This is a genomic window from Nesterenkonia ebinurensis (assembly GCF_008711175.1).
Lineage (GTDB): Bacteria > Actinomycetota > Actinomycetes > Actinomycetales > Micrococcaceae > Nesterenkonia > Nesterenkonia ebinurensis.
Genome location: NZ_VWNF01000045.1, coordinates 326,637 through 339,101 on the forward strand (window position 1 = coordinate 326,637; position 12,465 = coordinate 339,101).

The window sequence follows — 12,465 nt, forward strand, 5'->3', positions numbered from 1 at the left end:
CTACTGTGCGCCGGGCTCGGCGCACAGATGCTCCAGGATGCGCTGGGCGGTTTCCAACCCGACGCCGGGGACTTCAGCGATCTGTTCAGCACTGGCCTTGGTGAGGTTCGCCACTGACCCGAAATGGGCGACGACGGCTGCTCGCCGCCTCGGTCCCAGGCCCGGCACCTCGTCCAGGGCGGAGGCGGTCATCTTCTTGGATCTGGCCGAACGGTGGTAGGCGATGGCGAAGCGGTGGGCCTCATCGCGGATCCGCTGCAGCATATAGAGCGCCTCAGAGGTGCGCGGCAGCACCAACGGAAAGTCGTCGTCGGGAAGCCAGACCTCTTCAAGCCGTTTGGCCAAGCCAACCACCGGCATCTCGGTCAGCCCCAGTTCGTCCAGGGCTTTCCGGGCAGTGTTGACCTGAGGCTGGCCGCCGTCCACCACCACCAGGGAGGGCGGATAGGCGAACTTCCCCGGCTCGTCCACATCTAACTCAGCCGATTCCTCCAGGTATTTGCGGAACCGGCGGGTGAGCACATCGTGCATGGCGGAGGTATCGTCCCGGGCGGCCTCGCCGCGGATGCTGAACCGCCGGTAGTCCCTCTTCTTGGGCAGCCCGTCCTCCAGCACCACCATGGAGGCGACCACATTGGTGCCGCCAGTATGCGAGATGTCAAAGCATTCAATCCGCAGCAGCGGCTCGGTGAGCTCCAAGTGTTCCTGGAGCTCACGCAGGGCGGCCGAACGGGTGGTGAGGTCGGAAGAGCGGCGGGCCTTGTGCAGGGCCAGCGCCGCCTCAGCGTTCTCCTCCACCGTGCCCAGCAGGGCTGCCTTGTCCCCGCGCTTGGGAACCCGCAGGCTGACCTTTGCTCCCCGCCGGGCGGAGAGCCATTGGGTGAGCTCGGTGAGGTTATCCGGAGACGCGGGCACCAGCACCTCCCTGGGGATGCGCTCAGTGTCCGGCATATCGCCGTAGACCTGCAGGAGCAGCTGCTCAGCCAGCCCGGCGTCGTCGGTCTCCTCCACCTTCTCGGAGATCCAGCCGCGCTGGCCGCGGATCCGGCCTTGGCGCACATGGAAGACCTGGGCGGAGACCTCCAGTTCGTCCTGGGCGAAGGCGAAGATGTCAGCCTCGGTCTCCTCGGCCAGCACCACCGCGTTGCGTTCGAAGACCCGGCGCAGCGCCTCCAGGTCGTCGCGGTGGCGAGCGGCGTCCTCATAGCGCAGCTCGGCCACCGCCTGCTTCATCTGCTCCTCGATGCGCCGCATATGCTTACCCGGCCGGCCGGCCATGACCTCCACGAACTCCTCGGCCAGCCTGCGGTGGTCCTCCACTGAGATGTTGCCTACGCAGGGGGCGGCACATTTGTCGATGTAGCCCAGCAGACAGGGCCGCCCGGAGGCCTCAGCGCGCTTGTAGACCCCCGCGGAGCAGGACCGCACCGGGAAGACCCGCAGCATGGTGTCCACAGTCTCCCGGATGGCTTTGGCCGGGTGGAAGGGCCCGAAGTACTTGACCCCTGGTTTCTTATCCCCGCGCATCACCTGAACCCGGGGGACCTTTTCGTTCATGGTGACGGCCAAATACGGATAGGACTTATCGTCCCGGTACATGATGTTGAACCGTGGGGTGTGCTGCTTGATCCAGGTGTACTCCAGCTGGATGGCCTCCAGCTCGGATCCCACCACGGTCCATTCCACGCTGGCGGCTGCGTGCACCATGGCGTAGGTCTTGGGGTGCAGCTGGTTGACCGAGGTGAAGTAGGAGTTCAGCCGGGCACGCAGGTTCTTGGCCTTGCCTACGTAGACCACGCGGCCGTGCGTGTCGATGAACCGGTAGACCCCGGGGCTGGTGGGGATCTCACCGGGTGCGGGCCGGTAGTTGGCTGGGTCAGCCATCGGCTTCCTTGGCAGGCCGGGCGTTGTACTCATCCACCCGCTCCTGCCCGGAAAGTGCGGCGATGGCGTCCATAACGGCGTTGGTGGCCTCTTTGCGGGGCTTCATCGAGTGCTTCTCGCCCAGCTTCTCGAACTGCAGGGGCTGCCCCACATGCATCTGGAACTTGGCCGGGCGCATCATGTTCTTATCCGGGTGCTGCAGCTTCTCAGTGCCGCGCAGTCCCACCGGAATCACCGGGGCACCGGTGGCCAGGGCCAGCCAGCCGACCCCGTTCTTTCCGCGGTAGAGCCGACCGTCGCGACTGCGGGTGCCCTCGGGGTAGATCCCCACGCCATGGCCGGAGCTGATGATGCTGGTCAGCTCGTAGAGTGCCTCCACGGCTCCGGACTGTTTGTCGCGATCTACCGGCACCGAGCCGAAGGACTCGAAGAAAAAGCGCATGCCCTTTCCACGCAGACCGGACTGGGTGAAGTATTCGGCCTTGGCGAAGAAGCTGACCGCCCGGGGGAAAATGCCCTGGATCAGCACAGAGTCAAGGAAGCTCAGGTGGTTGGAGGCCACAATGAACCCGCCGGTCTCCGGCACGTGCTCCAAGCCGATCACAGTGGGCCGGCAGAGCAGCCGCACGGTGCGTCCGCCGATGCGGCGAATCCGCTCCTGAGCCGCGGTGCGGCTTTCAACAACAGCAGTGGTGTCTGGAGTCTCCGGTGTGGTGTTCATCGCAGAATGAGCTTAGCAACTGCTGGGCGGAATCAGCTGATCAGGGGGGCCAGGAATCGGCCGGTGTGGGAACCGGTTTCTGAGTACGACGCCGCCAGCTGTTCCGGGGTGCCCTCAGCCACCACGGTGCCGCCTCCGGAGCCGCCCTCAGGGCCGAGGTCAATGATCCAGTCAGCGGATTTGATGACATCGAGGTTATGCTCGATGGTCAGCACAGTGTTGCCCTTCTCCACCAGGCCCTGCAGCACCTCCAATAGTTTGCGGATGTCCTCGAAGTGCAGTCCGGTGGTGGGCTCATCGAGCACGTAGACGGATCGGCCGTTGGAGCGTTTCTGCAGCTCGGAGGCCAGCTTGACCCGCTGCGCCTCGCCCCCGGAGAGGGTGGTGGCGGCCTGCCCCAGGCGCACATAGCCCAGGCCCACGTCCACCAGAGTGTTGAGATGGCGGGCGATGGGGGCGAAGGCGGAGAAGAACTCGGCGGCGTGCTCAATGGGCATATCCAGCACATCGGCGATGGACTTGCCCTTGTAGAGGATCTCCAGGGTCTCCCGGTTGTAGCGCGCACCCTGGCAGACCTCGCAGGGCACGTAGACATCGGGCAGGAAGTTCATCTCGATCTTCAGGGTGCCGTCACCGGAGCAGGCCTCGCAGCGCCCGCCCTTGATGTTGAAGCTGAACCGACCGGGCTGATAGCCGCGGGTCTTGGCCTCGGGCGTGGAGGCGAAGAGCTTGCGGATATGGTCGAAGACCCCGGTATAGGTGGCGGGGTTGGATCGCGGGGTGCGGCCGATGGGGCTCTGGTCCACCTGGATGATCTTGTCCAGGTGCTCCTGAACCCCCTGGATCCGGCGGTGCCGACCAGGCACCTGACGGGCGTTGTTGAGCTTATTGGCCAGCGCCTTGGAAAGGATCTCGTTGATCAGGGTCGATTTCCCGGAGCCGGAGACCCCGGTGACCGCAAGGAAGACTCCCAGTGGGATGTCCACGCTGACCTTGTGCAGATTATTCTCCTCGGCCTCCACCACCCGCAGCTTGCGTTTGGGGTCCACGGCCCGCCGTTGGGCGGGTATCGCGATGCTGCGCCGGCCGGCCAGATAGTCCCCGGTGATGGACTCGGTGTTGGCCCGCAGGTCCGCCACGGAGCCGGAGTGTACGATCTCACCACCTCGCTCCCCGGCCCCGGGACCGATGTCCACTGCCCAGTCAGCCTCGGCGATGGTGTCCTCGTCGTGCTCCACCACAATCAGCGTGTTGCCCAGGTCGCGCAGCCGGGTCAGGGTCTGGATCAGTCGAGTGTTGTCCCGCTGGTGGAGGCCGATGGAGGGCTCGTCGAGCACGTAGAGCACGCCCACCAGTCCGGAGCCGATCTGGGTGGCCAGCCGGATGCGCTGGGCCTCTCCGCCGGAGAGGGTGCCGGCGGCGCGTTCCAGGTTGAGATAGGTGAGTCCCACGTCCAGCAGGAACTGCAGCCGGGCGTCGATCTCCTTGAGCACCTGGTCGGCGATCTTGGCGTCCCGGGCGGAGAGCTCGAGCCGCTTGAAGAATGCCGCGCACTGGTCCAGGGGCAGCCGGGCCACCTCAGCGATGGACTTGCCGGCCACCAGCACGGAGAGCACGGCGGGGTTCAGCCGCTGTCCGTCGCAGGCCGGGCAGGGGATCTGGCGCATGTACTGCTCAAAGCGCTCCCGGGCGTTGTCAGACTCCACCTCGGTGTGCTTACGCTCGATATAGGAGATCACGCCCTCGAATCCGCTGGTGTACCGGCGCTCCCGGCCCCAGCGGTTGCGGTAGGAGACTTTGACCTTGAAGTTCCGCCCGTGCAGCAGTGCCTTCTGGATCTTCTTGGGCAGCTCCTTCCACGGGGTGCTGAGGTCGAAGTCCAGCTCCTCGGTGAGCCCCTCTACCATCCGCAGCCAGTACTTGCGGGTCTCCACACCCATTGACCAGGGAGCGATGGCGCCCTGCTGAAGGGTCAGCGAGTCGTCGGGGATCACCAGGTCAGGGTCCACCTCCAGCCGGGAGCCGATGCCGGAGCAGACCTCACAGGCGCCGAAGGGTGAGTTGAAGCTGAAGGTGCGCGGCTCGATCTCGTCAATCGGCAGCGGGTGCTCGTTGGGGCAGGCGAGGTTCTCGCTGAAAGCCCGGTATTTGGGTGGGCCTGCGGCGTCGTCGTCTTCTTTGACATCCACCAGGTCGATGACCACCCGGCCGTCGGCCTGCTTGAGGGCGGTCTCGATCGAGTCGGTGAGCCGCTGACGCATGCCTTCGCGGATCACCAGCCGGTCGATGACCACAGAGATGGTGTGCTTGTACTGCTTCTCCAGGGTGGGCGGATCGTTGAGCTGGATGAGCTCACCGTCCACTAAGGCACGGGAGAACCCGGCCCCGGCCAGTTCGCGGAAGAGGTCACGGAATTCGCCCTTGCGGTCGCGGACCACTGGGGCGAGCACCTGAAACCTGGTCTTCTCGCCCAAGCTGAGCACCTGGTCCACAATCTGCTGCGGGGTCTGCCGGTCGATCTTCTCCCCGCATTCGGGGCAGTGCGGCACTCCGATGCGCGCCCAGAGCAGGCGCAGGTAGTCGTGGATCTCAGTGACGGTGCCCACTGTGGAGCGGGGGTTGCGGGAGGTGGACTTCTGATCGATGGAGACCGCAGGCGAGAGTCCCTCAATAAAGTCGATATCCGGTTTGTCCACCCGGCCCAGGAACTGCCGGGCGTAGGCGGAGAGCGACTCCACATAGCGGCGCTGCCCCTCGGCGAAGATGGTGTCGAAGGCCAGCGAGGACTTCCCCGAGCCGGAGAGCCCGGTGAACACGATGAACGCATTGCGCGGCAGTTCCACGGCCACGTTCTTCAGATTGTGCTCCCGCGCCCCTTGGACGACGATGGTGGTGGCTTCAGCTCTGGTTTCAGGCACGCGCATAATCCTACGGCCGAACGTCAGTCGAATATGTGTTCGACACGCGCCGGATCAGGTTGCTGCACATACACTGGAGCACATGTCTGCGGAAAGTTCCCTGATCCACGACCTGCCCGCCGTGACCCTCCGGCGCATCGCCGTCAGCGAGATGAGCAATAACGTGTATCTGCTCACCGCCAAGAAATCAGGAGTCCAGGTGCTCATTGACGCCGCTGATGAGGCGGAGTCGATCCGGGAGATGATCGCCGAAGCGGCCTCAGACACCCCTTGCTCCGCCGGCCTGCAGGCGGTGCTGACCACCCACCAGCACTGGGATCACATCCGGGCACTGCCCCAGCTTGCCCAGACTGCCGGGGTCCAGTTGGCGGCAGGGAACGAGGACGCCGCGGCCATCGAGACTGAGAAGAACGTCACTGTTCACCGACGGCTCTCCCACGGGGATACGGTGAACTACAACGGGATCAGCCTGGAGGTGATCCAGCTGCGCGGGCACACCCCGGGTTCGGTGGCTTTTGTGTACCGAGTGGAGGACGACCCCACTCATATCTTCACCGGGGATTCGCTGTTCCCCGGCGGAGTGGGGAAAACCTGGAGCGATGAGGACTTCCGGCAGCTGATTGATGATGTGCAGGCCCGCCTGTTCGACCAGTTCCCCGATGACACGGTGATCCATCCGGGGCACGGGGATCCGACCACCCTGGGGGCGGAGCGGCCCAAGCTGCCCGAGTGGCGCGAGCGCGGCTGGTGAGCCCGCAGACCATGGCAGCACTTGCCCGGCTCGAGGTCCCCGGAAGCTGGGGCACGCCCAGCCCGGAACAGCTGTTCGAGGCCTTCACCTCCTGGGTGGAATCCCGAGGCATGCAGCTCTATCCCGCCCAGGAGGATGCGGTGGCCGAGCTGGCCGAAGGCCACCATGTGATCATGGCGACCCCCACCGGCTCCGGGAAGTCCATGGTGGCTCTGGCCGCGCATTTCTTCGCCCTGGCCCGGGGTGAGCGCACCGTGTACACCGCACCGATCAAGGCTCTGGTCAGTGAGAAGTTCTTCTCCCTGGTGGAGGTGTTCGGACCGGATAAAGTGGGCATGATCACTGGGGACTCATCGGTGAACGCTGGGGCGCCGATTATCTGCTGCACCGCGGAGATCCTGGCCAATGAGGCGCTGCGCGACGGTGCGGAGGCTGACCTGGGCCCGGTGGTGATGGATGAGTTCCACTTCTATGCTGATCCGCACCGTGGCTGGGCCTGGCAGGTGCCGCTGATCGAACTGGGCGGGCAGGGCGGCCAGCAGAGTACAGCCCAGTTCCTCTTGATGTCGGCCACTTTGGGTGACACGAGCCGGTTTGAGGCGCGTATTGCGGAGCGGACCGGCCGCGACGTCGTCGTGGTGTCTTCTGCCCAACGCCCGGTGCCGCTGAGCTTCGAGTACTCCACCACTCCCCTGGTGGAGAAGCTGCAGGAACTGGCGGAGAACAAGCTGGCTCCGGTGTATGTGGTGCACTTCTCCCAGCGGGCCGCCACCGAGCAGGCCGCCGGGCTGATGAGCCTGAACCTGCTATCCAAGGCGGAGCGCGAGCAGCTGGGCGAGAAGCTGAGAAGCTTCCGGTTCGCCAAGGGCTACGGGCAGACCCTGGCCCGGCTGTTGAAGTCCGGGGTGGGCGTGCATCACGCGGGGATGCTGCCCAAGTACCGGAGGCTGGTGGAGCAGCTGGCCCAACAGGGGCTGCTGAAAGTCATCTCCGGGACTGACACTCTGGGTGTGGGGATCAATGTGCCGATCCGCACCGTGCTGCTGACCGGGCTGTCCAAATATGACGGCACCCGGGTGCGCCAGCTCAATGCCCGTGAGTTCCATCAGATCGCCGGACGGGCGGGTCGTGCCGGATTCGACACTGAGGGCACCGTGGTGGTCCAGGCCCCGGAGCACGTGATCGAGAACCTGGCTGCGGAGCGGAAACTGGCGGCTAAGCACTCCGGGGATGAGGCCAAGCTCGCCCAGGCGCTGAAGTCTAAGCCGAAGAAGAAGCCGCTGGAGGGGTTTGTCTCCTGGAGCGAGAAGACCTTTGAGCGGCTGATTGAGGCTGAGCCGGAGCCGATGACCTCCAAGATGCAGGTCACCTATGCGATGGTGCTTCACCTGCTGAACCGGCCGGAGGATCCGGTGCGGGCGATGCGCCGGCTGATCACGTCATCGGATGAGTCCGGCCCCCGGCAGGCGATCCTGCAGCGCCGGGCCCTGGACATTCTGCGCGAGCTACTGGCCGCAGGAGTGCTGGAGCGGCTGGATGAGCCTGATGCCGATGGCCGCACCGTGGATCTGACCATTGATCTGCAGGATGATTTTGCGCTGAACCAGCCGCTGGCTCCGTTCGCGGTGGCGGCCCTGGAGCTGCTTGATCCAGACTCAGAGACCTACGCCCTGGATGTGATCAGCGTGATTGAGGCGATCCTGGACACCCCGTACCAGGTGACCGGCGCCCAGGTGAAGAAGATCAAGTCGGAGCGGCTGGCGGAACTGAAGGCAGAGGGGGTGGACTATACCGAGCGGATGCGGATCCTGGACGAGCTGACCCACCCGCAGCCGCTGGCTGAGCTGCTGGAACAGCAGTTCGAGATCTACCGCACCGCTGCACCCTGGGTGGCCGACCAGGGGCTGGCGCCCAAGTCGGTGGTCCGTGACATGGTGGAGCGGGCCTTCACCTTCATCGATGCGGTGAACTTCTACGGCCTGGCCCGCAGTGAAGGGGTGCTGCTGCGCTATCTCACCGATGCCTACCGTGCCCTGCGCCAGACAGTGCCTGCGGGCAAGGTCAGCGAGGAGCTGGAGGATCTCATCGAGTGGCTGGGCGAGGTGATCCGGCAGACTGATTCATCGCTGTTGGAGGAGTGGGAGCGTCTGGCTGCGGAGGACGATCCGGCCAAGCTGGCCGAGCTGGAGCGCAAGCAGCAGGAGAACGACGCCGCCGGCGCACCTGTTTCAGGGTTCACTTCCAATGAGCGGGCTTTCGCTGTGGTGGTGCGCAATGCGATGTTCCGCCGGGCTGAGCTGTTAGCCCGGGAGAAGGAGGGTGCGCTTGCTGCTCTGGAGCGTGAGCACGCTCCGGGCTCGGAGTGGGCTGACCCGGAACGTTGGAGCCAGGTGCTTGATGCGTTCTTCGACGAGTACCAGGACGTCTATGTGGACGCCAAGGCCCGCTCAGCCGAGTATTTCCGACTGGAGAAGAACCCCGCGGAGAGGCCGGGGTTCTGGCACGCGGTGCAGGTGCTGGATGATGACCAGGGCAACCACGATTGGGGTATCCGCGCCTGGGTGGACCTCGCTGCATCTGATGAGGCCGAGGCCGCTGTGATCGCAGTCCACCATGTGGGAGAGCTGTGAGAGCGCCCGACTAGCCACACTGGCGCTGGCTGCTATCGCCTGTGGTATGGGCTAGCTTGCATCGCCCGAGCCTTCAAGCCGCCTGCCGCTACGCCAGGTGCTACGGATTCCCGGTGTGGCACCTGACCTGACGGGGACCCCGACGTTCGTGCTCGCGCACAACATCCTCTACACCTACATAACACCCTTCCTCGCCCCACTCGGCATGGGCCAACGGGTGGACGCCGTGCTGCTGGCCTTTGGCCTCTCCTCAGGGGCCATCGTCGGAGAACCATCGGCGCACATCGACACGGATTTCCCGGCCAACAGTAGCGGCTGACACTCGAACGACCAGCATCAGAACCCCGGTGAAGAGGTGGAACCGCAATGCGGACCTGCGCAACTTATGCGAGCGATCGGTCGAGGCGCTGCGTGCAACCAGCGGCGCCGTTATCGACGGGAGTGGAGTCCGCGGCCACACCTCACACTGGGATGGCGCGGTCTGTCACGACGTGCTTCATCACCAGGGTCGAGTTCAGCCGCTGCACACCGGGCAGCGCCGCAAGCGTGTTGTCCTCCAGCTCAGCGTAGGCCGCGAGGTCGGCGGTGCGGACTCGGACGAGATAGTCGGGGTCGCCGAACAGCCGTTGTGCTTGCAACACGTTGGGGACGGCGGACAGAGCCTTCTCGAACCCGAGAAGGGTCTCTCTGTCTTCCTGCTTCATCGTGACGAAGACGAGAGCTTCGAAGGCCAAACCGACCGACTCCGGATCGACCAGTGCACGGTATCCCCGAATCGCACCCGTCTGTTCAAGCTCGCGCACACGCCGGTGGGTAGGCGAGACGCTCAATCCGATGCGATCAGCCAACTCGGTGACCGTAAGACGACCGTCACCTTGCAGCTCAGAGAGGATATTTCTATCGATCGCGTCCATAGTAGTAGATACTACTATCAATACGGCTCTGCGGCAGTAGAAACAGGAACACCTTCGGGATCATCGAGGATATCCTCGATCCCAGAGATCGTGGAGGTGATCGCCGTGAACATGACCCTGCTGCTGGCGTTCTGGGCAACTGCCGTCATGTTGATCGCGATCCCCGGACCTGACTGGGCGTTCATCCTCGCGATCGGGGCGCGCACGAGAGCGGTGGCTCCAGCGGTGATCGGCCTCGTGGTCGGCTACCTCGTTCTCACCGTGTTCGTGTCGGCCGGAGTCGGCGCGGTCGTTGCCCAGTCGGATGCACTGCTGACGGTGCTGACGAGTCTCGGCGCCGGCTATCTGGTCTTCCTCGGAGTGTCAGTCCTGAGGCACCCACCCTCCTGGGCTGCGGGCGACTCAATGGCACAACAATCCGCAGGCACCATCCGCTGGCGCACGCTGGCACTGCGAGGGACTGCAGTCAGCCTGCTGAACCCCAAGGGGCTCCTGATCTTGGTGGCGCTGCTGCCGCAGTTCGCAGATTCCGCTGCGTCGTGGCCACTGCCGGTGCAACTCGCTGTGCTGGGTTCCGTCTTTGCTGCTAGTTGCGGAATCTTCTATGCCGTGCTCGGCCGGAGTGCACACGCATTATTGAACACAAGGCCTCGGATCGCCCGTCTGATTTCGCGGCTCTCGGGCGTCGCACTCGTTGCACTGGGTGCATTGCTCGTGGCTGAAGGGCTCAGCGGGCTGTTATGACCGCAAGGACGCGCATCGACGCGCCGACGGCGTTCACCGCAGCGGCCCTCGCCGCCTTCGCCGGAGCCTTCATCCGACCAAGGAGCCGCGAACGTGCACCGATCCCGGTGCCATAAGCCTTTGAATCACCGGCCCCACGACAACGGCCAGACTCGCCATTTTCGCCTCAATATCCACCCACATTCTCTCTCCCCGATTTGGTCTCTGACCTGCGGGTCTCACCCACCTTCCACTCCTCCACTCCCAACTATCCACCCCGGCGGCGTTCTCTGCTCGGGGTAGCAGCGGTTCAGCGAGGAAGGCTGGTCGCTGTGATCGCGGCAGTGAGTTGCCACAGCCGCTCCGCACTCACGGCGTCGATGGCGTAGGGCTTCACACCACCCTCGTCGATCGAGTCACCGGGCTCCGACACATGCGTCACATCGCAGTCTTCGAGGTAGAGACCTCCACGGTTGTCGAGTATGGGAGTAGTTGCTGCCCAGAGACCGGTGGCGGCTCCCTGCGCTGGTGTCTTGAAGTCCTTGCCAATGACGTTCCCGTCCGGGTCAATCCACCCGAGTTCGACTTGTTCGGCGAGTGGCAGGTCGCGCTGCAGGCCGGTGATGATCTTCCCCGGATGCAGAGCGAATGCTCTCACCCCGTCATCGGCGCCGAGCCGATCAAGGTGAACTGCGAAGAGGCTGTTGGCGGTCTTCGACTGACCGTAAGCCTCCCATTTGTCATAGCCACGCAGAAAGTGCACGTCATCCCAGCGAATGTCGGAGACGTGGTGTCCTGCCGAGGAATAGACAATGACTCTTGCACCCCGCCGTACCAGGAGCCGGTAGAGCCGGCTGACCAGGGAGAAATGGCCGAGGTGGTTCACCGCGAACTGGTACTCCCAGCCGGGACCGATCCGGTGTAAAGGCGTTGCCATCACCCCCGCCGCCGCGATCATCAGATCGATCCCATCGCTGGCGACAGCGGCGATCCGGTCCGAAAGGCGGGCGAGGCTGCCCAGGTCGCTCAGGTCGACTCCGCCGATCACCTCGACCCGGCCCGTGCCTTTCCACGCGGTTTCGGGAAAGTCTGCACGTCGAGACAGTACGATCACCCGGGCACCAGCTGCCGCGAGCGACCTGGCGGTCTCCACACCGAGACCAGATGACCCGCCGGTGACCAAAGCGGTGTGTCCGGTCAGGTCGATGCCATTCATCACCTCATCGGCGGTGCTCGTCGCATCGAACGGGGACCCGAGGGGATGCTGATCGTGAACGCTCATAACTGCCATGCTGCAAGCTAGAGTGTCCTCTAGGTCAAGAGGGAGGGGACACATGGAAGCGGACAGCCGCAGGAGGTACACCATCGGTGAGGTCGCCCACGCCGTTGGTATGAGCGTCCACGCTTTACGGTTCTACGAGCGCGAGCAACTCCTGATCGGCCCGATCCAGCGCTCCGCCGGAGGGCAACGCCAGTACGGTGCCGTTGATATCGACTGGCTGGGCATCTGCACCCGACTGCGCGAATCTGGCATGCCCTTGGCCGAGCTGCGACGCTTCGCCGACCTCATCCGGCAGGGTCCTGGCAACGAGGCCGAACGGCTCCGCCTCCTCGACGCGCATCAGGCCCGCGTCGAGAAGCAGATCGCCGCGTTAGAGGAAGCCCGGGAGATCATCGCTTGGAAAACCAACGTGTACCAGCAGCACCTACGGGCTGGAGACGCAAGCGGCCTCTGGGACCCAACGGCCCCGCAAGACGACCAAGTAACGTGAACAAGAAGAGCAAAACCGGAAGAAGCAGACACGCTGTGAGTCTTGAGGTAGCTGGTCTGGGACTGGCTGGCGAGGATGGGAGTTGGTCGCTTCATTCCGGTCGTGACTCAAGACACGCTCGGCCACCTATCCGGGGTGCCCTGCTAGGGATC

10 protein-coding genes are annotated in these 12,465 nt (G+C 64.5%); 5 read left to right on the forward strand and 5 right to left on the reverse strand.

Annotated features, from left to right (window positions below):
- The 3 genes from uvrC to uvrA are packed head-to-tail and all read right to left on the reverse strand — an operon-like array spanning nt 1 to nt 5,523.
- Nucleotides 1-1,884, reverse strand: a complete 1,884-nt coding sequence (gene uvrC, locus F0311_RS14390; RefSeq protein ID WP_150462654.1) for an excinuclease ABC subunit UvrC — start codon at nt 1,882-1,884, stop codon at nt 1-3.
- A complete protein-coding gene (locus F0311_RS14395) occupies nt 1,877-2,605 on the reverse strand; it encodes a lysophospholipid acyltransferase family protein (RefSeq protein ID WP_150462610.1) in 729 nt (242 codons plus the stop codon). Before F0311_RS14395 ends, uvrC begins: the two co-directional genes overlap by 8 nt.
- A 32-nt stretch (nt 2,606-2,637) precedes the next feature.
- Nucleotides 2,638-5,523 carry an excinuclease ABC subunit UvrA gene (uvrA, locus tag F0311_RS14400; RefSeq protein WP_223881369.1) on the reverse strand — a complete coding sequence of 962 codons (2,886 nt, stop codon included), beginning with the start codon at nt 5,521-5,523 and terminating at the stop codon, nt 2,638-2,640.
- A gap of 82 nt (nt 5,524-5,605) precedes the next feature.
- Between uvrA and F0311_RS14405 the strand changes: the two genes are divergently transcribed.
- The 3 genes from F0311_RS14405 to F0311_RS18160 all read left to right on the forward strand — a co-directional run bounded on the left by F0311_RS14405 (nt 5,606) and on the right by F0311_RS18160 (nt 9,223).
- Entirely contained in the window at nt 5,606-6,274 is a 669-nt protein-coding gene (locus tag F0311_RS14405; RefSeq protein ID WP_150462612.1) for an MBL fold metallo-hydrolase, read from the forward strand.
- Nucleotides 6,275-6,285: 11 nt separating this feature from the next.
- Entirely contained in the window at nt 6,286-8,904 is a 2,619-nt protein-coding gene (locus tag F0311_RS14410; protein ID WP_150462655.1) for a DEAD/DEAH box helicase, read from the forward strand.
- Nucleotides 8,905-9,052: 148 nt separating this feature from the next.
- Nucleotides 9,053-9,223 (forward strand): hypothetical protein, encoded by a 171-nt coding sequence (locus F0311_RS18160; protein ID WP_191089943.1) that lies wholly within the window; start codon nt 9,053-9,055, stop codon nt 9,221-9,223.
- A gap of 142 nt (nt 9,224-9,365) precedes the next feature.
- On the opposite strand, the gene F0311_RS14420 is transcribed toward F0311_RS18160, so the two are convergent.
- Nucleotides 9,366-9,818, reverse strand: a complete 453-nt coding sequence (locus F0311_RS14420; protein ID WP_150462613.1) for an Lrp/AsnC family transcriptional regulator — start codon at nt 9,816-9,818, stop codon at nt 9,366-9,368.
- Between the two features lie 111 nt (nt 9,819-9,929).
- On the opposite strand from F0311_RS14420, the gene F0311_RS14425 reads away from it, so the two are divergent.
- Nucleotides 9,930-10,562, forward strand: a complete 633-nt coding sequence (locus F0311_RS14425; RefSeq protein ID WP_223881381.1) for a LysE family translocator — start codon at nt 9,930-9,932, stop codon at nt 10,560-10,562.
- Between the two features lie 289 nt (nt 10,563-10,851).
- On the opposite strand, the gene F0311_RS14430 is transcribed toward F0311_RS14425, so the two are convergent.
- Nucleotides 10,852-11,823, reverse strand: coding sequence for an oxidoreductase (locus F0311_RS14430; protein ID WP_150462615.1), 972 nt, complete (start codon nt 11,821-11,823; stop codon nt 10,852-10,854).
- Between the two features lie 52 nt (nt 11,824-11,875).
- On the opposite strand from F0311_RS14430, the gene F0311_RS14435 reads away from it, so the two are divergent.
- On the forward strand, nt 11,876-12,313 hold the full coding sequence (locus tag F0311_RS14435) for a MerR family transcriptional regulator (RefSeq protein WP_150462616.1): 438 nt from the start codon (nt 11,876-11,878) through the stop codon (nt 12,311-12,313).
- Nucleotides 12,314-12,465: the final 152 nt, after the last annotated feature.